The organism is Rahnella sp. AA (assembly GCF_002834385.1).
In the GTDB taxonomy this organism is placed as follows: domain Bacteria; phylum Pseudomonadota; class Gammaproteobacteria; order Enterobacterales; family Enterobacteriaceae; genus Rahnella.
On the sequence record NZ_PITQ01000006.1, the window covers coordinates 201,857 to 223,321 of the forward strand.

At 52.2% G+C, this 21,465-nt stretch carries 23 protein-coding genes; 12 read left to right on the forward strand and 11 right to left on the reverse strand.

Features of this window, described 5'->3' with window-relative positions:
- The 5 genes from CWS43_RS16040 to CWS43_RS16060 all read right to left on the reverse strand — a co-directional run bounded on the left by CWS43_RS16040 (nucleotide 1) and on the right by CWS43_RS16060 (nucleotide 5,675).
- Nucleotides 1-867, reverse strand: coding sequence for an ABC transporter ATP-binding protein (locus CWS43_RS16040; protein ID WP_101078229.1), 867 nt, complete (start codon nucleotides 865-867; stop codon nucleotides 1-3).
- Nucleotides 839-1,744: an ABC transporter permease gene (locus CWS43_RS16045; RefSeq protein ID WP_101078017.1), complete on the reverse strand. Its 906-nt coding sequence runs from the start codon at nucleotides 1,742-1,744 to the stop codon at nucleotides 839-841. The genes CWS43_RS16040 and CWS43_RS16045 overlap by 29 nt, the downstream gene beginning before the upstream one ends.
- Nucleotides 1,741-2,829, reverse strand: a complete 1,089-nt coding sequence (locus CWS43_RS16050) for an ABC transporter permease (RefSeq protein ID WP_232777011.1) — start codon at nucleotides 2,827-2,829, stop codon at nucleotides 1,741-1,743. The genes CWS43_RS16045 and CWS43_RS16050 overlap by 4 nt, the downstream gene beginning before the upstream one ends.
- Complete coding sequence (locus CWS43_RS16055; RefSeq protein ID WP_232777029.1) at nucleotides 2,826-4,364, reverse strand: ABC transporter substrate-binding protein; 1,539 nt, start codon at nucleotides 4,362-4,364, stop codon at nucleotides 2,826-2,828. Before CWS43_RS16055 ends, CWS43_RS16050 begins: the two co-directional genes overlap by 4 nt.
- Before the next feature lie 156 nt (nucleotides 4,365-4,520).
- The gene (locus CWS43_RS16060) at nucleotides 4,521-5,675 is read right to left on the reverse strand and encodes a mandelate racemase family protein (RefSeq protein WP_101078231.1); all 1,155 of its coding nucleotides are present in this window, start codon (nucleotides 5,673-5,675) and stop codon (nucleotides 4,521-4,523) included.
- A 909-nt stretch (nucleotides 5,676-6,584) separates the two neighbouring features.
- On the opposite strand from CWS43_RS16060, the gene CWS43_RS27255 reads away from it, so the two are divergent.
- The gene (locus CWS43_RS27255) at nucleotides 6,585-7,154 is read left to right on the forward strand and encodes a hypothetical protein (RefSeq protein ID WP_157825404.1); all 570 of its coding nucleotides are present in this window, start codon (nucleotides 6,585-6,587) and stop codon (nucleotides 7,152-7,154) included.
- A gap of 118 nt (nucleotides 7,155-7,272) precedes the next feature.
- On the forward strand, nucleotides 7,273-7,935 hold the full coding sequence (gene exoX, locus CWS43_RS16070; RefSeq protein ID WP_101078020.1) for an exodeoxyribonuclease X: 663 nt from the start codon (nucleotides 7,273-7,275) through the stop codon (nucleotides 7,933-7,935).
- 36 nt (nucleotides 7,936-7,971) lie between these two features.
- On the opposite strand, the gene CWS43_RS16075 is transcribed toward exoX, so the two are convergent.
- Entirely contained in the window at nucleotides 7,972-8,919 is a 948-nt protein-coding gene (locus tag CWS43_RS16075) for a LysR family transcriptional regulator (RefSeq protein ID WP_101078021.1), read from the reverse strand.
- Nucleotides 8,920-9,012: 93 nt separating this feature from the next.
- Here CWS43_RS16075 and CWS43_RS16080 point away from each other — a divergent pair, with 93 nt between their 5' ends.
- Nucleotides 9,013-9,852 (forward strand): MBL fold metallo-hydrolase, encoded by an 840-nt coding sequence (locus CWS43_RS16080; RefSeq protein WP_232777013.1) that lies wholly within the window; start codon nucleotides 9,013-9,015, stop codon nucleotides 9,850-9,852.
- A 1-nt stretch (nucleotide 9,853) separates the two neighbouring features.
- Entirely contained in the window at nucleotides 9,854-11,218 is a 1,365-nt protein-coding gene (locus CWS43_RS16085; protein WP_101078022.1) for an amidase, read from the forward strand.
- A 42-nt stretch (nucleotides 11,219-11,260) separates the two neighbouring features.
- Here the strand turns inward: CWS43_RS16085 and CWS43_RS16090 are convergent, their stop codons facing one another.
- Nucleotides 11,261-12,166 (reverse strand): LysR family transcriptional regulator, encoded by a 906-nt coding sequence (locus CWS43_RS16090; protein ID WP_101078233.1) that lies wholly within the window; start codon nucleotides 12,164-12,166, stop codon nucleotides 11,261-11,263.
- 136 nt (nucleotides 12,167-12,302) lie between these two features.
- Between CWS43_RS16090 and CWS43_RS16095 the strand changes: the two genes are divergently transcribed.
- The 4 genes from CWS43_RS16095 (at nucleotide 12,303) to CWS43_RS16110 (ending at nucleotide 15,321) form a co-directional block, all read left to right on the forward strand.
- Nucleotides 12,303-13,724: an MFS transporter gene (locus tag CWS43_RS16095; RefSeq protein WP_101078023.1), complete on the forward strand. Its 1,422-nt coding sequence runs from the start codon at nucleotides 12,303-12,305 to the stop codon at nucleotides 13,722-13,724.
- Nucleotides 13,725-13,763: 39 nt separating this feature from the next.
- Entirely contained in the window at nucleotides 13,764-14,453 is a 690-nt protein-coding gene (locus CWS43_RS16100) for a YafY family protein (RefSeq protein ID WP_101078024.1), read from the forward strand.
- A 96-nt stretch (nucleotides 14,454-14,549) separates the two neighbouring features.
- A complete protein-coding gene (locus CWS43_RS16105; RefSeq protein WP_101078025.1) occupies nucleotides 14,550-14,921 on the forward strand; it encodes a VOC family protein in 372 nt (123 codons plus the stop codon).
- A 154-nt stretch (nucleotides 14,922-15,075) separates the two neighbouring features.
- Nucleotides 15,076-15,321: a DUF1272 domain-containing protein gene (locus tag CWS43_RS16110; protein ID WP_101078026.1), complete on the forward strand. Its 246-nt coding sequence runs from the start codon at nucleotides 15,076-15,078 to the stop codon at nucleotides 15,319-15,321.
- Nucleotides 15,322-15,324: 3 nt separating this feature from the next.
- On the opposite strand, the gene CWS43_RS16115 is transcribed toward CWS43_RS16110, so the two are convergent.
- Nucleotides 15,325-15,714, reverse strand: a complete 390-nt coding sequence (locus tag CWS43_RS16115; protein ID WP_101078027.1) for a DUF4440 domain-containing protein — start codon at nucleotides 15,712-15,714, stop codon at nucleotides 15,325-15,327.
- A 267-nt stretch (nucleotides 15,715-15,981) separates the two neighbouring features.
- Between CWS43_RS16115 and CWS43_RS16120 the strand changes: the two genes are divergently transcribed.
- Nucleotides 15,982-16,449, forward strand: a complete 468-nt coding sequence (locus tag CWS43_RS16120) for a heme-binding protein (RefSeq protein ID WP_101078028.1) — start codon at nucleotides 15,982-15,984, stop codon at nucleotides 16,447-16,449.
- Between the two features lie 210 nt (nucleotides 16,450-16,659).
- On the opposite strand, the gene CWS43_RS16125 is transcribed toward CWS43_RS16120, so the two are convergent.
- Nucleotides 16,660-17,937 carry a glycoside hydrolase family 28 protein gene (locus tag CWS43_RS16125; RefSeq protein ID WP_232777015.1) on the reverse strand — a complete coding sequence of 426 codons (1,278 nt, stop codon included), beginning with the start codon at nucleotides 17,935-17,937 and terminating at the stop codon, nucleotides 16,660-16,662.
- A gap of 311 nt (nucleotides 17,938-18,248) precedes the next feature.
- Between CWS43_RS16125 and CWS43_RS16130 the strand changes: the two genes are divergently transcribed.
- Together CWS43_RS16130 and CWS43_RS16135 are read left to right on the forward strand one after the other, a co-directional pair.
- Nucleotides 18,249-18,797: a kinase inhibitor gene (locus CWS43_RS16130; protein ID WP_101078030.1), complete on the forward strand. Its 549-nt coding sequence runs from the start codon at nucleotides 18,249-18,251 to the stop codon at nucleotides 18,795-18,797.
- A gap of 12 nt (nucleotides 18,798-18,809) precedes the next feature.
- Nucleotides 18,810-19,610 (forward strand): helix-turn-helix transcriptional regulator, encoded by an 801-nt coding sequence (locus CWS43_RS16135; protein ID WP_101078031.1) that lies wholly within the window; start codon nucleotides 18,810-18,812, stop codon nucleotides 19,608-19,610.
- 225 nt (nucleotides 19,611-19,835) lie between these two features.
- Here CWS43_RS16135 and CWS43_RS16140 read toward each other — a convergent pair whose 3' ends face one another.
- Complete coding sequence (locus CWS43_RS16140) at nucleotides 19,836-20,252, reverse strand: hypothetical protein (RefSeq protein WP_101078032.1); 417 nt, start codon at nucleotides 20,250-20,252, stop codon at nucleotides 19,836-19,838.
- 177 nt (nucleotides 20,253-20,429) lie between these two features.
- On the opposite strand from CWS43_RS16140, the gene CWS43_RS16145 reads away from it, so the two are divergent.
- A complete protein-coding gene (locus CWS43_RS16145) occupies nucleotides 20,430-21,074 on the forward strand; it encodes a hypothetical protein (protein WP_101078033.1) in 645 nt (214 codons plus the stop codon).
- A gap of 6 nt (nucleotides 21,075-21,080) precedes the next feature.
- On the opposite strand, the gene CWS43_RS16150 is transcribed toward CWS43_RS16145, so the two are convergent.
- Complete coding sequence (locus CWS43_RS16150; protein WP_101078034.1) at nucleotides 21,081-21,443, reverse strand: DUF596 domain-containing protein; 363 nt, start codon at nucleotides 21,441-21,443, stop codon at nucleotides 21,081-21,083.
- Between the last annotated feature and the right edge of the window lie 22 nt (nucleotides 21,444-21,465).

Sequence of the window (21,465 nt, forward strand, 5' to 3'; positions counted from 1 at the left end):
TTAATCGGTCAGCCAGCTGGCCTGACGCTGCATCACCGGCAGCGGGTAACGGCGGTTATCCATGTCCGGCAGCGCATTCAGCAGGCCGCGCGTGTACGGATGCTGCGCGTTATCCAGATCGGTGGCAGCGATGGATTCCACAATGCGTCCGGCGTACATCACCAGCACACGGTCGCAGAAACTGCGCACCAGATTGATGTCATGACTGATAAAAATCAGCCCCAGACCACGCGTTTTCACCAGATCGTCGAGCAGCGCCAGTACCTGTAAACGCACCGAAACGTCAAGCGCGGAGGTCGGTTCGTCGGCAATCACCATTTCCGGATCGGTGATCAGCATCATCGCAATCATGATGCGCTGCCCCTGCCCGCCGGAAATCTCGTGCGGATACAGGCCGTACACGCGCTCCGGGTCGCGGATCCGCACCACGTCGAGCATGTTCAGCACTTTGCTTTTGGCGTCTTTATATGAGCATTTATGGTGCGAACGCCACGCTTCAGCAATCTGATCGCCGACGCACAGCACCGGATTCAGCGAGTATTTCGGATCCTGCATAATCATCGAGATGCGCTTCCCGCGCACCTGCCGCATTTGTTTCGCGGTAGCATTGCGCAAATCCACATCGGCGAACTGCATTTTGCTGGCCGTAATCTGCGCTTTCGACGGATGAAGGTGCAGCAACGCGCGTCCGACGGTGGATTTACCGGAGCCGGATTCACCGACAATCGCCAGTTTTTCGCGCCCGAGCTGGAAGGAAACGCCGCGCACCGCGTGCGTCACCAGACGACCATTCACAAAGCTGACGTTAAGGTCGCGCACGTCGAGCAACACCGGAGCGTCAGTCATTTCGGGGATCGAGGATGTCACGTAGGCCATCTCCTAAGAAGTTGAACGCCAGGCTGTTAATCAGGATCGCCAGACCCGGGATCGTTGCCACCCACCAGCACTCCATCATGTAAGTACGGCCGCTGGAAATCATCGCGCCCCACTCAGGATCCGGCGGCTGTGCGCCTAATCCGAGGAAGCCAAGCCCTGCGGCGGTCAGGATAATACCGGCCATATTCATGGTGATGCGGATGATCACCGACGGCAGGCACAGCGGCACAATGTGACGCCACAACACCCGCACCGGAGACGCGCCCTGCAAACGCACCGCCGAGATAAAATCTGCCTGACGCAGCGAGAGCGTTTCGGCACGCGCCAGACGCGCAATCGGCGGCCAGGCGGTGAGCGTAATCGCGATCACCACGTGTTCCAGCCCCGGCCCGAGCGCGGCGACAAACGCCAGCGCCAGCACCAGACTCGGAAAGGAGATGAAGATATCGGTGACGCGCATCAGCACCATGTCGGTTTTGCCGCCAAAATATCCGGCAGTCACGCCGAGTAATAAGCCGAGCGGCCCGACGGTGACAGACACCAGCAACACGATGTAGAGCGTGATCCGCGAACCGTAAACCAGACGGCTGAAGATATCGCGGCCAAACTCGTCGGTGCCAAACCAGTGCGCCGCCGACGGCGGGCTGAGCGCGTTATTTAAGTCCTGTACCAGCGGATGGAACGGCGCAATCCACGGAGCGAACAGCGCCACAATCATTAACACCAGAACAATCGCACCACCGATGGCGGTCAGCGGATTGCACGCCATCTGCCAGAGGAAATGCCCGACGCGGCCAAACGCCCGTTTCACACGCTGGCGTTTTTCGTCGCCCGCGCTGAGCACCACAGAATCGAGGGAAATCGTCATACTTTTGTCCTCGGGTCAAAGACCTGATACAGCAGGTCAGAGAGCAGGTTCAGCACCACGAAAATCATACCGACCACCAGCACGCAACCCATCACGGCGTTCATATCGCCGAGCATCAGGCTGCTGGTGAGATAGGAACCGAAGCCCGGCCAGGAGAAGACGGTTTCGATCAACACTGCGCCTTCCAGCAGCGAACCGTAGGCCAGCGCGACCACGGTCAGCAGCTGAACCAGAATGTTGCGGAACGCGTGGTTCCACAGCACATCCCATTCGCTCAGCCCTTTGACGCGGGCGGTGATGATGAATTCCTGCGAGAGCTGCGCCAGCATAAAGCTGCGGGTCATGCGGCTGATGTAGGCCAGCGAGTGAAAACCGAGCAACGACGCGGGCAGGATCAGGTGGTTCAGCGCGTTGCGGAAAACTTCCCCATTTCCGGCGATCAGCGCGTCGATCAGCATAAAACCGCTGTGACGCGTAACCTGCCCGTCGAGGCTGAAATCCACGCGCCCCGCACCGCCGACCCAACCGAGCCAGGCGTAAAACACCAGTAATCCCATCATGCCGACCCAAAATATCGGCGTGGAATACCCGGCCAGGCTGATGATGCGCACCACATAATCGGCAATGCTGTTGCGTTTTGCCGCCGCCAGAACGCCCAGCGGAATACCCACACCAGCGCCGAGAATGATCGCCAGCGTCGCCAGTTCCATGGTGGCCGGGAAAACGCGCAGAATATCCTGCGTCACCGGTTTGCCGGTCAGCAGCGCGTTGCCTAAATCCCCGTGCGCCAGCCCGGAAAGGTAGATGCCAAACTGCGTCCACAGCGGTTTATCAAAGCCAAGCTGATGATAAACCTGCTGATATGTGCTGTGGTCGGCGTCCGGCCCGACAATCGCCAGCACCGGATCCACCGGCATCACGCGGCCAATGAAAAACGTCAGCAGCAGCAGGCCGAACAGCGTGACCGCCACCTGCACCAGCCGTTTGCCGATGCGTCCGGCGGGAATGCCGGAATGCCAGGTCCGGGTTTGTGTGGGCTGTTTTTGCGTAGTATGAGTTTGCGTTGGCTGAGTTTGCGTGGTCATAACCCTTTACCTCCCGCCGGTTGTGCGTCAGCGGCGTCATCTTTGTAGACGTCGCGCAGGAAAGTGGTTGCAGACGGGTGCGGCAGATAATTTTTGACATCCGTGCGCACCACGATGGAATCGACCATTTGCGAAACCGGCACCAGCGCCGGGATCAGCGCGTCGTAACGTTCCTGAATCGCGAAGTAATCCTGCTTTTGCTTTTCAGGGTCGCGTTCGAGCAGCGCCTGATCGATATCCGTATTCAGCTGTTTGTCGTAGAAACCGGTGCGCCAGCCCTGAAAATTGGTGAGGCGCGCCGCATCACTGTTGTCCGGGTTGTAGACCAGCGAACGCAGGCTGGAATGCGGATGCGGTTCCACGCCGCTGCCGCCACGCCCGACCAGCATGGCGAATTTGCGTTCACGCATCGCACCGTAAATCTGGTTGCCGGTACCGGTGACGATTTTGGCGCGAATGCCCGCCTGCATCAGCGTGGACTGCACGGCAATCGCGATATTAAGGAATGGCTGGTCGGCCAGCACCCGCAGCGTGGTGTCAAAACCGTCCGGATATCCGGCTTCCGCCAACAAGGCTCTGGCACGCGGAATGTCAAGTGTGTAGCCCGGATCCGGCAGCGTGGCGGGCATGCCGACCTGAATCGGACGCTGATGCACAATGCCGTAACCGGTCATCAGCGCTTTGCCGATGCCCTGATAATCAATCAGGTAGCGCACCGCTTCGCGTACTTTGGGGTTAGCGAAATGCGGCTCTTTCATGCTCATCGCCACGTAATAAATGGTGCCCTTTTTCACCTGATCCACGACCATCGCCGGATCATGGCTGAGCGCGGTCACGTCGGAAACCGCCATATTATTGGCAATATCCAGATCGCCTTTTTCAATCATCAGGCGCAGGGTCTGGGATTCCTGAAAATGGCGGAACACTACGCGGGAAAGTCGCGGTTCGCCACGCCAGTACTGCGGATTACGGCTCATGTTCAGCACATCTTTCGCCTGCCAGCTGTCGAGACGGAACGGGCCGGAACCCGCTTCGTTGGTGGTCAGCCAGCGGTTTCCCCAGTCGCCGTTCACTTCGTGCGCCTGCACGGTTTTACTGTCCAGCGCCACCACGCTGCCGAGCGCGGCCAGCGAATAAATCACCAGTTTCGGGTCGTTCGGTTTAGGCAGCCGGATTTCAACGGTATTGGGTGACGGCGCGCGGACCATTTCATCGACGTTCTTTTTGGTGAATCCGTAAGACTTCCACACCGACGCCTGCGCCAGATTCAGGTGCAGAATGCGGCGCATCGACCACACCACATCGTCCGCGGTGACCGGATTGCCCGAGTGAAATTTCACGCCTTCGCGCAGATGAAACGTAATCAGATTTCCGGCGTCGTTGACCTCCCACGAGGTCGCCAGCGCCGGACGCACGTTAGTCAGTTGTTGCGGATCAAGCTCAATCAGCGGGTCATAAAGATTCACCACAATGCCGACAATGTCGTTGCCGGTCATCGCTGCGGGATCGAGCGTCAGCAGGTTATTCATGTTCATGCCGATGATCAGCTGGTCGGGCGGCGTTTTCGCCAGCGCCGGCCAGCAGCTCACCGACAACAGGAGCGCGAAAAACCACGCCCTGAGGGGTGTGCCAGAGTTCATGATGTACCTTCCGGGTAGAGTCAGAGGTTTATTATTTTTTCTGCCCGCAGGTCAGTCGCGGCTGACGGTATGGGTCTCTATGTATTCAAAATTGATGTCCTCTCCGAGGCCGGGGCGGTCAGACAGATGCACAAAACCCTGTTCATCCATCGGGTCAACGATGCTGTTCAGGTAGGCGGCGGGTTCGTCATATTCAAGGAACGGATGCAACAGGCCGCGTTCGTACCAGCGGCAGTTGCGGATCGCACCGACCACCGCCAGGCTGGCCGCGCCGTTGCCGTGAACTTCGCAATCCATGCCGAACGCTTCAGCCAGACCGGCGACTTTCATGCACGGCGAAATGCCGCCGACGCCGTTTGCGCCAGCGCGCAGAATGTCGCAGGCACCGGCTTTCACCCAGTCCGCACGGCTGTGATGTTTGCCGCCCAGGCTTTCCGGGCCGATGACGTCGATTGACAGGTTTTCCGCCAGCCACGCGTAGGACGCCATGCTCTCTTCTTCCATCGGTTCTTCGAACCATGCGAAGTTGAGTTTTTCCAGTGCCTTACCGATGGTCAGCGCCTGACTGCGGCTGTACCAGTGATAGCCATCAAGCATCAGTTCGATATCCGGCCCGACCGCCTCACGTACGGCGGCGCAGGCTTTGATGTCCATTTTCGGATCCGGCGCGAACGCCACCGGCGGCATCCAGGTGTGAAGCTTGATAGCCTGATAACCGCGTGCCACCAGTTTTTCAGCGAACTGACCGAATTCGTCCGGCGTTGAAAGGCCGCCTTTCAGCTCGTCACCGCACATGGTGCTGCCGTAAGCCGGGACTTTTTCGCGGAATCCGCCCAGCAGTTTGTGTACCGGCATATTCAGCTTGCGGCCAATCAGATCCCACAACGCCTGCTCAACAAACGACAACGCGCGTTCGGTCAGCTGATGCGCGCTGCCGCGCTGCCAGTGAACCAGATCCTGCCACAAACGTTCCCGGTCAAACGGGTTCTGACCAATCAGCACTTTTCTAAAAAATGCGTTCACGACGTGCGGACGCACCACTTCCGGCGGCGCGAATGAATAACCGCAATCGCCTTCGTCAGTGGTAATCGTCAGCATCGCCATTTTTGCCTGACTTTCTTCACCCGGATGCGAATGACCTGCGCTGTCTGAAACACGCCGGGTCGGATAAGTAAAAACAGTGACTTCAACAGAACTTATTTTCACAGCGATACCTGCCATTACTGAGAGAGTTAACGCTCATCAGAGCGCCCCCGGATTACACTTCTGCCCGCAATGTGAGCCTCCTCACACTGTGTTAAAACTGCAATCCAACATAAATAAAATAGCGTTTCATTATTGAACTTAGCCAGTTTATTCACGCATTGCCACGGCTAAAAGCCGAAAATTTTCGCGTAAGTTTGGGCATCTGCACGGTGCGATGTGAGCATTTTCACGAAAGTGGGGAGAAGTGTGATCTGTACAGGAAGTAGGCGGGCTGACTGTGTGGGATTAAAGGTACATGCGGCGATAAAATGCGTTACATCATGTTAATTCATTATATTTCAATGGCATATTGCAATACCCCGTGAAATGGATACATTATCCCGATCGCATCTTCATTAAAAAGGATTTTTAAATATGCATGCCCCGAAGATATCCCCCTTTCCCCCTATATACTGGCTACAAATAGTGTTTCTGTATCTGAGCCTGTTATTTTTAATTCCTCAGGGTGTTTTATTTTACCCGATAGTTGTCCCGCCCGGGTTAATACTCCTGGCGATCGCTTATATTCGGCGAAAATCAATACAAAAAGTTTATCGGCAACTGCGTAAGAAAAAAAATTATCCGGATAAAAACATATCACTAAACACGGCAGAAATGATTTGTTTTATTAGTGTACTTTGCAGTTTCTATTGCCTCATGGCATCTGTCACATTTTACTTTAGCTCATCACTGCAATCCCCGATTATATTTCTTCTGACGATAATTTTTTGTATTTACTTACTTATTCATTATTACATTGCCTACATAGACCCGGAGAGTTCAGTCTTTGTTAAGACTTTTTTCAAAATTATCAAATTTTCATGGGTTTTGATTACCGCGTACAGTTATGTAGCAACCCGCAAGAGTGTTATGGAACTAATTGATATACCTTACGAAAAAACAATCATCATGACAACAACGCTTGGCCTAGCCGCTGTGAAATACACTTATTATTACTGTGTGTTTTTCATTGTCGTTATAATTATTCTATCCGCATTTGGCATAAAAACAAAACGCATCCCTTCGCGGTGGAATACGCGAATAATGCAAAAATCACCGAACCGGCAAGTGTTTACGCTGTTGCTTTTTGTGGGGTGTGTCGTTTGGCTTATTTATACACTCACTTACTCTGCTATTGTCGAAAGCGTATTTAGCAGAACAATACCGCTCGATTCCCGGACCTCCTTCTACTGCCATGACCGGTATATGATTGTTAACGAAAATCCGGATGCGTCATATATTTTCATCTCCGAAGGAGACTACCGGATGGCCATACAGCACGATAATCAATATACTTTCTCACGGCTGAAATGCATTGACTCCGTTCCTTATTACACCATCACCCCGGTGAAAAATGCCACGGTGCTCATCGCTGATGGGCTTGCTGCAAAACTGGCGCTATTACAGGGCGATATACGTAAGGTCACCGCGGGCAAATAAAATGCAAACCCGGCATTATGATGCCAGAGCGCTTGTCACCCTGATTGAAAAATCAGGCAAAATAAATTAGGGTCACGGTAATTTACCGGCAAATGCCCGGTGGGCTCGGGAGTGGAATATGTTGCGTGTTATTGATACGGAAACCTGCGGGTTGCAGGGCGGCGTGGTGGAAGTGGCGTCTGTCGATATTGAGGACGGAAGGATCGTCAATCCGATGAGCGACCTGGTTCGCCCCGATCGCCCGATAAGCTATCAGGCGATGGCTATCCACAAAATCACCGAGGCCATGGTGGCCGATAAACCGTGGATTGAAGATGTCATTCCCCGCTACCACGGCAGCCCATATTACGTCGCCCACAACGCCAGTTTCGACCAGCGCATGCTGCCTGAAATGCCCGGACAATGGATATGTACCGTTAAACTGGCGCGTCGTCTGTGGCCGGGAATTAAGTACAGCAATATGGCGTTGTACAAATCCCTCAAGCTCGACGTGAAAACTCCGGCGGAACTGCATCATCACCGCGCGCTGTTTGACTGCTATATCACCGCCGCGTTACTCATCCGCATTATGGATGAATCCGACTGGACGCCGGAAGAAATGGTCACTATCACCGGCAGACCTGCGCTGATTACCACCATGATGTTTGGCAAATACCGGGGTAAAAAGATTGCAGAAATCGCCGAAGACGACCCGGCATATTTGCGCTGGATGCTGAAAAATATCAAAGAATTAACGCCCGATCTGCGGATGACGCTTAAACATTATCTTGATGCGCAATAGCGTTTTCTGGCCTTCCGGAGCAATAACAAAAAGCATTCATTGCTCAGCGCGAATGCTTTTCGTTTTACCCGCGATAAGCGCTTTTAGTTTGTGCAAAATCCATTCTATAGCCGGTTCTTTTTCCCGCCGGTTATTCCATAACAGTGACAGATGATATTTTGATGTTTCGACAGGGACATCATCAAAATCAAAATCATAGCGTTTGCACCAGACATCGACTAATCCCTCAGGAACGGTCGTAAACACGGGTAAACGCGATAAGATAAGCGGCTGAGAGGCAAAGTTCGGGGTGACGTATCTCACCGTTCTTTTACGTTCTGATAACGCGAGCTGGCTATCGATCAGGCTTTGATTTGCGCCTCTGTACGAAACCAGAAGATGATCATATTTTATAAAATCTTCAATGCTCAGCGGTTTTTCGATTTCGATCTGCTTTCTGTCCCAAACGGTTTTGAAACCAAATTGCACCAGATTTTCTCTGCCCGCTTCCTGCGTCAGGTCTTTTCCGACCGAAATAATCACATCCGCTTTATCATCCCTGATCATTTGCAAATCTTTATAAGGGTCTGAGCCTAATACAGTAATTGTTATCCCCGGGGCTTCGGCACTTAATATTTCCAGTAAGTCTGCCATCAGCCAATGTTCGACCCAGTCACTCATCCCGATACGAAAGTTATAGCTGTCGGCAGCCGGATTGAATGAAGGGAAATCGAAAATTGCGCGATGAACGTTTTGAAGTACAGGCCGGAAAAACCCGACGAGTTTTTCGGCACGGGTAGTGGGAAGCATGCCCCGGGATGTGCGGATAAAGAGCGGGTCATCAAACATCTCACGCAATCTTTTTAAGGCGGCACTCATCGCGGGCTGCCCCAGATGAAGCCGTTTTGCTGCGTTGGTGACACTGCGCTCTTCAGCCATGATGACCAGTACGATCAATAAGTTAAGGTCTATTTTACCAAAATCATTTTCATTGATATCTTTCATAATTTTAATCGATTTGAATAATCAGATGCACGTAATCATACTTCGGCATTAACAGGTTAACAATCAACCTGTCCAAACATTATCGGGAGTAACATGCATATTCCAGTGACTGTCGGAAATTGTAAAATTTCCAAAATTTCCGAGCAAACCGCTTCATTTAAATTGGCGTCGTTATTTCCTGATCACCTTTGTGATATGAATGGCGAAGAAGATAAAAACGTTGAACTCTCCATCCACAGTTGGGTAATTAAAACAGATGATGACATTATCATTATTGATACTGCCACCGGGAATAATCGTAACAGAAATAACATCCCGCTGTTTCATCAGTTGAATACAAATTACCTGGAAAACCTCAGGCAGGCAGGGGTTTCACCCGACGACGTCACCTATGTTCTCTTAACACATCTGCATACAGACCATGTCGGCTGGAATACTGATGGCCAGGAGGGTGAATGGCAACCCCTGTTCCCCAACGCCCGTTATATTTGTTCCGAAATAGAATTAAAACAATGTAAAACCGATGAAAAGCGACACGCGTTATATCAGGACAGTATTTTGCCGCTTATTAAAAACAGAAAATTGGAAACGATTAATATCCAGACTTCACCTGTTTTTGCCGGAATATTGAAATTTATGCCGACGCCGGGACACAGTATCGACCATGCATCTATCATTTTACAATCAGCCGGGGAGTTCGCACTTTTTACCGGCGATGTCATGCACAGCCCAGTGCAATTTACGCACCCTCACTGGAATTCTGTATTTTGTGAGAATAAACCTTTAGCAGAACAATCAAGAAGAAAAGCCATCGACTGGTGCAAAGAACATGACGCCCTCTGGTTTAGCTCGCATTTCCCGAAAGCCTCTTTTGGCCGTATTCTGGACGCCGGGCACGGCCAAAAATCATCAATAATCTATGAGGAAAAGTAGAATGACACCGGATGATTACAGTAAGGCGTCTGTCACTTCATTGCTTCGTTCGCTTGATAAAAAGCGCGTGACCTCTCTGGATCTCGTCGAGTTCGCGATTACACGCATAGAAAACACCGATAAATCAGGGTTGGCGCTCAATGCCATTACAGGATTATTTGCAGATGAAGCCCGGACTGCGGCGTCCAACAGTGACGAAAAACGCGCCAGCGGCGCACCTCTGGGAAAGCTGGAAGGCATCCCCATTCTGATTAAAGACAATATCGACGTAGCCGGATGGCCCACCACTGCGGGTTCCGTCACGTTAGAGGGGATTATCGCCCGCCACGATGCACCGTTAATCACCCGGCTACGGCAGGAAGGTGCGATTTTATTGGGCAAAACCGCGATGCACGAACTCGCCGCGGGGATTACCGGCGCTTCCTCGTTAACAGGTTTTACGCAAAATGCGTTACTGCCAGGCTACTCGCCGGGAGGCTCCAGCAGTGGCTCCGCCGTGGCGGTTGCGGCAGGATATGTTCCTCTGGCAATCGGCACGGATACCGCAGGCTCGGTCCGCATCCCAGCAGCTTTTAATAACCTTTATGGGCTAAGGGGAACGCGGGGAAGCATCGTAATGGAAGGCATTGTTCCTTTATCCCCCACTCAGGATATTGCCGGGCCGTTAGTGAGAAAAGCCGAAGACCTGCAACTGGCAGCCGGAATACTCTCAGGGGATCCCATTGCACATTTTGAAGGCAATATTAATGCCGGTTTACTGGAGGGCTGGTTTACCGGAACCACACCCGAAAATACCGATATCAGAGATTTAATCACGCAAGCGGCTGATGAAATAACCCGCCATGCAGGCAAGATGTCACGGGTGGAGTTTCCTGGCCTTGAACAACGGGTGAATGAAGCGAATGTGATTGCTTATGAATTTGCCGAATCACTTGAGCAATTACTGACCCTCAGAACAGAAGCAAAATTTAAATCACTCAAGGCGATTTATGAATCAAAGCTTTTCCATCCGCAGTTAGAGGCCGTATTCAAAAACCGCGCCTTTCATAAAGGCACTTCGTCGAATGAATACGCTCAGGCGCTGGAAATTCAGAAGCAACTCTACGGAGATTTTGAACGGTTTTTCGCCGAAAACGGGATTAATGTTTTGATCTACCCCGTTATACGAAATCCTCCGGTAAAAATTGGACAACTGCAGGAAGGAAGCAATGCATTACTCTCGGCGGTCACAGGCGCTCCGGCATTGAGCATCCCTGTCGGGTTTACAAAAAATGGTTTTCCCGTTGGGATGGAACTGCTTGCATTAAAAGATAATGAAAATGTTCTGATTAAGGCAGCTTCAGTTTTTAATCAATACAGAAGTTAACCGGGACTCTATTTTTATTCACTGTTCTTCAGTTCCCCTTTTTCACTGAGGTACTTTCTCCCGGCAAACGCTCAGCACCAGCTGACGCAACCAGCGGTGCGCCGGATCGACTTCTGAGCGCGGGTGCCACATCTGGGAAATCGTGATTTCGCGGGTTTTCACCGGCAGTTCGAAAGCGCAAAGCCCGACGGGTTCGGCAATCAGGAATGACGCGGGGATCAGCGCCACCAGGTCGGAGTTTTGGGCAATCGCCAGTGCCGCAGAAAACCCCGGCACCACGGCGGCGATTTTTCGTTTCAGCCCCGCTTCGGCCAGCGCGTCATCGACCGGGCCATGCGTGCCGTTGCGGCGGGCAACGACAATGTGCCCGAACGAGACATATTCCTGCGCGGTGAGGGTTTCCTTTCGCGCCAGCGGATGGCCTTTTCTTACCACGCCGATAAATCTGTCGCGGAACAATGTCTGCAAACGGATTTCCGGCCCCATATCGCCGACGACGCCAATCTCGAGATCAACCCGCCCTTCGCGCAGTGCGTTAGACGTTTTTTCCGGTTTTGGCGTGAACCGCAAACACACGTAAGGCGCGACCTGCGCGGCAGCGGCAATCAGCGCGGCGCCAAACGCCACCACAAAACCATCATTGGAACGGAGCAGGAAGGTGCGTTCAAGCCGGGCTAAATTGAGTTCTGCCGATGACGGACGAAGCAACGCACGCGCTTCAAAACTGGCGTTCTGCGCACGTTCGCGGATCTCTTCGGCATACGGCGTCAGCACCATCTGGCGTCCGGCGCGTACCAGCAAAGGATCGCCCGTAGCCGTGCGCAGGCGGCTGAGCGTCCGGCTCATCGAGGAAGCACTTAATCCCAGACGGCGCGCAGCACCCGCTACACTTCTTTCAGCGAGAAGCACATCCAGCGCAATGAGTAAGTTCAGGTCAGGTTCAGTCATTCGCGCAGTGTAACGCGCCACGAAACCGGAGAGAAGGCGTTTGATGCAGGTATTCAATGCAAATGCTGCGTCTTCCGCTATATCCGGCGTACCGCTATATTTCCTGCATCCCCTGTGAGAGAGAACGGTTTGAATTATGGAATTATTTTCAGACAGACCCGGCGATGAAGGATTACCGGGCCGCGAGCGTGGTTTCGCGATGGCTGCGGTCATGACGATGGCAACGATGTCCGTTTTCGACGGTTCGATGGTGAATATTGCGTTGCCGCAAATCGCGCGGGCGCTGGATATTTCGGCGGGCGCAGCGGTGTGGGTTTCCAATGGGTATCTGCTTTCGGCGTCCATGGCGCTGGCGATTTTTGCCGCGATGGCCAGCCACATTGGTTTTCGTTCAATTTTTGTTGCCGGGCTGGCTCTCTTCACCCTTTCCTCGCTGGGCTGCGCGCTGTCTTCCTCCCTCGATGTGCTGGTGTTCATGCGCGTGTTGCAGGGCATCGGCGCGGCGGCCACGCTGAGCATTGGCCCGGCGATTTTGCGCTCGGTATTCCCTAACCGTTTGCTGGGACGAATTCTTGGCCTCAATGCCCTGATCATCGCTACCAGCACGGCTATAGCGCCGGTGCTCGGCGGCACCATTTTGTCGGCGCTGAGCTGGCAATGGCTGTTCGCCATTAATATTCCGCTGGGCATTATTGCCATGGTCCTGGCGCTGCGCGTCATTCCGGCAAACCCGGCAGCCACGCGCCAGCCGTTTGATTTTGCGGGTGCGGTGTTATCCGCCGCGATGCTCGGTGCGCTGATCATGGCCGCAGACGCGTTTTCACGTCCGGGTGCAGATGATTTAACCACGGCGGTCATCTACGGGCTGATCGCGGTGGTCGCAGGCGCTGCTTTTGTCTGGCGTCAGCGTCGCGCAGCAAAACCTCTTTTGCCGCTCGGCATGTTTGCCTCCTCGCGGTTCTCGCTGGCCGCACTCACTTCACTGGCGTCATTTGTCAGCCAGGGCATTACTTTTGTGGCGCTACCGTTTCTGTTCCAGAGCGTTTACGGCTACAGCGCGTTTGTCTCCGCTCTGCTTTTCACGCCGTGGCCGCTGGGCATTATCCTCGCTGCGCCCCACGCAGGACGCCTTGCGGATCGCTATCCGGCCGCCATTATTTCCACGGTCGGGCTGGCGATCTTTGCGGTGGGGCTATTACTGCTCGCACAACTGCCTGCTGATCCACAATTCTGGGATATCGGCCTGAGAAGTTTCGTCTGCGGCCTCGGTTTCGGCTGTTTCCAGAGCCCGAATAACCGTGAAATGCTGTCGAACGCCTCGCGTGAAAATAGCGGCTACGCCTCAGGCGTACTGGCGATTATGCGCACCTTCGGGCAGTGCCTGGGTGCCGCGGTCGTCGGCGTGGTCTTGTCCATTTACGCCGCCAGCAGCGCGATTCAGGAAGCCCATTCCGTAAAACTAAGTTTGTGGATCGCCGTGATTGCGACGGTTCTGGCGATTACCCTCAGCGTGAGCCGGTTGCGCGGCCAGCGACATGATTTGCAGGCAGAGAAATAATGGAAATAATAGCTTTCTGAAAACTGAAGAGAGAATGCCTTGTCACGTTCCCAGCGTTTGCTTGATTTGATACAGATTCTGCGCCGTCACCGGTTTCCGGTGACGGGCGCTCAGTTGGCTGCGGATCTTAATATCAGCATCCGGACCCTCTACCGCGATATCGGCACATTGCAGGCACAGGGCGCTGATATTCAGGGCGAACCGGGGCTTGGATATATTTTGCGTCCGGGCTTTATGCTACCTCCCCTGATGTTTTCCGAAGATGAAATTCAGGCGCTGGTTCTGGGCTCGCGCTGGGTCGCAAAGCGTACCGATGAGCAACTGAGCACAGCGGCCAAAAATGCGCTGGCAAAAATTGCTGCCGTACTGCCAGAGGATTTGCGTGTTTCTCTGGAGTCTTCGACGCTGCTGGTGGGCCCTTCTGACAGCGCACTAACCGGAGAAGCCTTTTTACCGCAGATTCGGCAGGCAATACGGGGAGAACGTAAGCTTGAAATCGTGTATCGCAGCCTGAAAAACGAAGAATCCCACCGGATAATCTGGCCTTTTGCACTCGGGTATTTCGACCTCGTTCATGTGCTCGTCGCCTGGTGTGAGAAACGTCAGGGTTTTCGCCATTTCCGCACGGATTGTATTATCTCGCTTAAAGAAGGAAATACGCGTTACCCCAAACGGCGCCAAAGATTACTGAAGGAATGGCACGAAATGGAAAAAATCACCCCACAATAGCCTGACGACTACTGACAAAAACTGGCAGTAGTCACCTCTATGATAAGCAGTAAGGGACATCAAGCGTGATGTTTCATTAACGCCAAGGGGCTGCTCATGATTGATTCAAGTTTGGTTATTCTGTACGTCAACAACCCGGAAGCCAGTGCCGAATTCTATGCTGACTTAATTGAAAAACAACCGGTTGAGATTTCTCCCACCTTTGCGATGTTTATCCTCCCCTCGGGCATGAAACTGGGATTATGGTCCCGCCATACCGTCGAACCAGCCTCAGCAGGCATACCCGGTCAGGGTGAAATTGTCTTTTCCGCCGACAGCAATGAACAGGTGGATGCACTCTGTTCCCTCTGGCGTGAGAAGGGGTTAGAAATTGTGCAAAATCCGGTTGAAACGGATTTCGGATACACGTTTGTTGCGCGGGATCCCGATGGGCATCGCCTGCGTGTTTACCGCTTATCTCTGGATTAATGGCGTAAAACAGAGCGCTGCTGCGCTCTGCTAAAATTAGCTATCCCGACGCGGGGCTTTTCCCAAGCCGCTGTTTCAGGTTATGTTTACGACGATACACGTCGGTGAAAATTGAAGCTTGCTCATGAAGTAAACCCACAGAGGATAAATTTCTATGCTGGAACTGAGACCCAACTGCGAGTGTTGTAATACCGATTTGCTGCCGACGTCGGCTGACGCGAAAATTTGTTCGTTTGAGTGCACCTTCTGCGTCACTTGCGCCGAAACCAAACTGGGCGGAATCTGCCCGAATTGCGGTGGAGAATTAGTTGCACGTCCCCGCAGGCCGGAGAATAAATTAGCGAATAATCCGGCGTCGACAACACGTGTATTTAATCCGGCGGGCTGCGCCTCGTCGTAAAGGTCATCCGGCAGAAGATAACGCCAGTGTTTGAGCCGCTGGCGTGCCCTGATGGAAAATCAGCTGCCAGCCGGTGCCTTCCGTCAGTGTCCAGATTGAGGAACGCAGCGCGCCACGTACGTTTCCGGTAGCGCCGCGCCCCCAGGTTTTGTACGTCAGCAGCACAGATTTCTCACTGAGAATCTGGAGCTGAAAATCATCAGACTCAATCCCCGATCCTGGCATTTCAGCAATCAGCGATGCAATAGTCTGTTGACGGTCAACCATCGCGCCGGAACGTGTGATTTCCCTGAAACCCTGATGCAGCACCCTTTCTAACCATTCTCTGTCTGTACGGCTGGCAGCATGAAGGCTGTATTCCAGCGCTTTAATTTCATCTAAACTGGCGGCCATCTGGTTATTCCTTTTCTGCACTGGCGATATAACATTCGCACCCAACAAGTCACCTTTCGAATATTTCAGCAATGTAGTGCCGGCTTTGAACTATAAGTTCATCCCATAGTCGCATTACGTTGCAAAATTCGTTATGTCATGTCGATTCATATATTAAGCGAGATCATTATATCAGCACTCTGGTTATGTATTATTTATTGTCTGCGCCGCCGGCGTGGATAATACGCGGGAGCCACAAACTGGCTCTCTTATTAAGGAGCTTTTTAAATGAAAAAAATCCTGTCTATGGCGCTTCTGAGTGCTGCACTATTTGGCACAACTGCCGTTCAGGCGACGACGACACAAACTATCCTGACACAAAGTGACGCACTGAAATTAATAGCTGCGGCTCAGGAGAAAGCAACCGCGCTTAACGCCAACGTGTGTATTGCCGTGCTCGACCAGTCCGGGCAACTCCTGGCGTTTCAGCGCATGGATAACGCACCAACAGGTTGTATTGACTCATCGGTGCTGAAAGGTCGTGCGGCGGCGTTATATCGCACCCCGACGGATAAATATATGGATCGGGCCAACGGCAAAGAACCTGCCATTGCCACATTGCCGGGCGTTATTCCGCTGGGTGGCGGTTCGCCCGTCGTGTGGCAAGGTAATACTATCGGTGCCGTAGGCGTGAGCGGTTCAGCAAATCCAAATGAAATCGCTATCGCAAAAACAGCCAGCGAAAGCTTTAAATAAAACATGTTAAGATAATTCTTTATTTCACCAGAATACAAGAGGGACGGGGTAATGGAACAAATTCGAATATTAAGAAGAAATTCCATTAATTAAATGGCCTCATCCCTCTTCAATCTGGCTTTCAGGAAACAGCACGATAATAGCGCTGCGAGTGCGATTTTTTTTCAGCAATTTTAGCCTCAAATTCATTATCTGTTATTCAATGATAGGTCATGAAGTGCCGCCAGGAAACGACACCCAGCCCCCGTCGCAACCGGTATGCACCTCTGAACCCTGCAACTTTCCGGGTAACGCCGGACGTACACCGCCGGGTCCGGTTTCGATCCGGGCGAATTCAATCTGCCAGCGCGCATCCGGCGTGAAGCGCACGCCATCCAGAGTGATGCCAAGCTGATGGGTATCATCATAGCCTCGCAACACGAGATCACCGGATTCGCCAACGACGTCCCGGAGGACGATGTCGCGGAAGACAGGGATCTCACTACCCTGCGCGTTGGCATCGTAGCGGGTGTCGAAGTCAATCGGGCGGCGATTGTTACGCATACACACGTGCTCGTAACGCACATTGCTGACTAACCCGCCGCGGCTGGCGTCACTTTTGATACGCAAACCGGAGGTCGTGCCGTCCAGAGTCAGCCCCTGAACCATGACATCGCTGACGCCGCCGACCGTCTCGCTGCCAATTGACAGACCATGTCCCCAGTAAAAATGGTTATCGATCAGCGAGACGTATCGGGTGGCCCCGCCGCTGCCGGCCTTGAGTGCCACGTTATCGTCACCGGTGCGGATGAAACTGTGTGCAATGGTGATATCCTGCGAGGCGCCGGGGTCGATACCGTCAGTGTTTCGTGCATTTGCTGGCGTATCAATACGCACATCCCAGAAGGTCGCTCCCCGTACGCCATTCATCGCCACGTGGAAGTTGGGCGCATCGTGCAGCGTGACTTTGTAGAACGTAATGTCGTGTGCGTGGTCAATCTCGATCAGGCGCGGGATATTCTGCTTGCTGCTTTCGGTTTGTGCGCGACGCGCGAGTTGCCACCATGTCTCGTTATGCCCGATCATGGCTTGCCCGCCCTGTCCGTCTATCATCCCCTCGCCGACGATGCCACCGCCATGCGTCCCGCTGAACAAGATAAACGGACGGCAGCCATTACCTTTACCATCGAGCTTGCCACAGAGGCCATCCTTGTCGTATGCCATTGGATCAGCCGTTGCCGCCAGCACGGCATTACGATCGAGCCAGAGGGTGACACCGGATTTCATGATCAGCGGCCCGCTAACAAAGCGGGTGCCAGCCGCACCGGCTATCAGGCGTACGGCGGCTCCCGGCTGGCAGCGGTTGATCGTGTCCTGCAAACGCCCGGTATCATCTTTCGATTGTGCAGAAGGGGCCAATGTCGCGCATACCGAAGCAGGTAATCCGGGTTCTGTCACCTGCCGCCGATCCTGCGCCAGGCCGGAAGTACTGGCCAGGAGCCCTGACATGACCAAAACACAGCAGGTAAATCCCAATACATGACTGCGGATCCCAGACATACAATCAACTCACTGATAATGAAAACAACATCATATTTGAGCCATATGAATAAATCATGTTCTGACCCAAAAAAATCACAGTGCAGGAGACCGTTAAGCCTGCCTTCACAAAGCGACATCAGGACAAGGAGACCTTAAACGCGTCTTAATTTAAACAGCTAATATTTGAGTGTATTGGCACATTATTTGAATTAATTAGCATAATATGGCTGGGTGCAGGTTAATAAAATAGCTTCTCGACAAGAATAAAAGGCCTACTCATGAAATTTCATTGCGGAATTGCGTTATTCATACTTTGTTCATCATCAGCCTATGCAGATGGGTTCCGTTTAGATAGCAGGGAAATCAAAACGGGAACATCGCTGAACCAGACTTACCTCTTCAATGGCTTTGGCTGCCAGGGGGAAAACCGTTCTCCTGCGCTGGAATGGTCAGGGGTCCCTCCGGGGACAAAAAGTTTCGCTATAACAACTTTTGATCCGGATGCACCAACCGGCTCGGGTTGGTGGCATTGGACTGTCGTTAATATTCCTGCCAATGTGAAGAGTCTCCCATCTGGGGCCGGAGATAAGAGTGGGTCAAAACTCCCTCAGGGTGCAACTAATGGTCGAAATGATTTTGGATATTCTGGTTTCGGAGGTGCATGTCCACCAAGTGGCGATAAACCTCATCATTACCATTTTAAGATATGGGCACTGAAAGTAAGTAACTTGCCAATTGACAGGAGTTCGAGCGGTGCATTGGTTGGATATATGTTAAATGCCAATAAGCTTGCGACAGCCGAAATTGTCCCCGTCTACGGCCACTAATGAGAAAATGCAATGCAGGATAAATTAAGTATGCAGGAATTCAGCTCACAACAGGCGCATGAGCTGCACAAAGTTAAATTACTTAGACCTGCATTGTGTCGTGTCCGACATGGGAAAAAAATTATTGGTTGGCGTGAGCATATCGAAACCGCCGAAACATCTCAGCTGATCGCATTCCCGGCGGGATATGAGCTCCATATTGCGAATATCCCCTCAGGTGGACGCTATCTTTCTGAAATAATCTTCATACCCTCATCAATTATTGATTTTTACCTGAAACATTACCCTTCCCCATTGGGAAGGGACAATGTAAAAAAATTTTGTATAAAATTAAACAGAGAGTTGGAATATTGCTGGGAACAGCTGAAATACGCATTGAATAATAACTATTCGGAAATACTACTTGAGCATATGGTATTAGGAATGTTGGTGATGCTTCAAGATACCAGCATAGCCAATATCTTCATGGGCAACCAGGTAAATACTGTGACGGCGCGTTGTCAGGACTTAATAGCCCTTTCCCCCTCGGCTCGATGGACGGTTCGTGATGCTGCTGAGAGGCTTAATATGTCAGCATCAACCTTACATAGATATCTGACAGCAGAGGGAGGCAGTTTCCAGCAAATTCTTGACGATGTCAGATTAGGTAATGCACTTCATGAGATTCAAACAACCGGCAGACTCATCGCTGAGATCGCCAGAGATAATGGATACCAATGCCCGTCTCGCTTCACATCTCGTTTCCAGGAACGCTATCAAATCACGCCACGGGCATTACGGCGCGCAGTACAGGGCAAGGTTCGCGAAGTATAATTGCTCAGGGGTGAAGGTGTCCAAAGTATCAGTGCATAAAAATGAAAAGGATGACAAGATTTTGAGTAAGAAAAAGGCAACATGATTATACCGTCACCTTTTTGATGAAGATCATAACGGGTTAATCCGGAACCAGAAGTACCGGTCTGTGGCACAAAGCAGTAAGAATGCGGACGTTGTGTGTCAGCGTTTTTCAAACCAACAACGTTTAATTATGCCAGTTATTCAATTAACCCGTTCAGGCGTTCCACACGTTTTGTTTTTAGCGGAGCGCCGCTTCATCGCTTCTTTCACAAAATGAGAAACACAATAATTATGTTCCCTATCGACTTGCGTAATGAATGCCTCCAGGAAACTACGCTTTGAATGAAGCGTATTCAAGACAAGCCTGTCAAAGTCGCTTTGCACAAAACGGCCATTACCTCTGAGCGTCGAACACTGAAGTAACAAATGCGCAGTGACTTCAAGCACGGCGCGTCTGTAGTCATCTGAGAGCAGGACATCAAGATCACGCTGGCAGATCTCAAATGTGAAGCAAAAGCTGACAAACCCTGAGTCGACCGGCAGCGTGTAAATCATCCGTTCTCCAGAGCATTCGACCCAGGGTTCATACCCCTCTCCCATCAGCCGTACCGGTTCCATATCAGTCCTTTTATCTTTTTTAAGGTGGGCGGATATCTTCTTTTAGCAGATTACAGCTAATGCCGGGAGAGTCCATTACGGCTCCCCATCCTTTGAACTATACTTCTCCGCTCACGTTGTTCCCCACGCACCCGCGGGGGTCAGGGACGTCCATAATATGATTAATAAAGGATTTTTATGCCACGCCTCTCTGTACTGATTTCTTTACCTGCTCTGATAGCGTCCGTTTTTCTGCTTACCGGCTGTCCGCCGCCGCCGGATTTGACGCAATGGCAGCGCCCGCATACTTCAATCGATGAAACCCGCGTCGCGATGGGGCAATGCGGCGTGCCGCTGCCGGGGCCTGAACCGGACTTCACCGATAACGAAACTGTTTTGTATTACCAGTGCATGGAAGGAAAGGGATTCACGTATAAGCATGATTTTCATATTTGCGATGTGAACAAAAACGCGCCTGCCTGCGTGGCTAAACAGCAGGGCTACCCGGTGAGCCAGAAGCAACTCGAAGCGCTGCCTTTCGTCGCTGATGGGGGTTTCTACTCCATCAAACCGGGTTCGGGCGTAGATGAATCACAGTTCATCCGCTGGCGTAAAGCCGGGGCTTCTCTGCATTTTTCCCATGCCGTTGAGAACGATAAGCTCGCGTTACAGACGATGTATGAGTGCGGATATCCGAATCCGCTGGGCTCAGTGTCTTATCTCCCGACAGTCCTGAAGGCCGCACAGGTTCAGCAATGTATGCTGGATAAAGGCTTCGAGCCCAAAGACAAACTCATTCTGGTTTGCCGTAACTACCCGCAGGTGACAGGCTGCCGGACATAGCGAAAACTATGTCCAGATTTCTCTGCCGTCGGGCATGAGCCAGACAATGCCCGCCGGTGATTTGGCTAAAAACCAGAGACCGGCACCCTCGGGATCGTCTAACTCATCGTCCGGCTTACCATGAGGCCACGCATTTTTTATCCGCTCCAGCTGTTGTTCTGCTGTTCCTGAAAGAAATTGTCCGTCCGATGCCAGCCGGATTTTTCCCTCATCCATCAGTCGTTCAAGCAGATGAAAGAAAACGTCAAACCTGAACGCATCGTTATCAGGAATGTGGGCACATTCGACGCTGATATGCTGCCAAACAGCCCCCATTGAAAGTCCGAATGCACTTTGAACGACAGCATCACACACTGTTTTTATTTCCATTGAATAACCTTCATTGAGACGC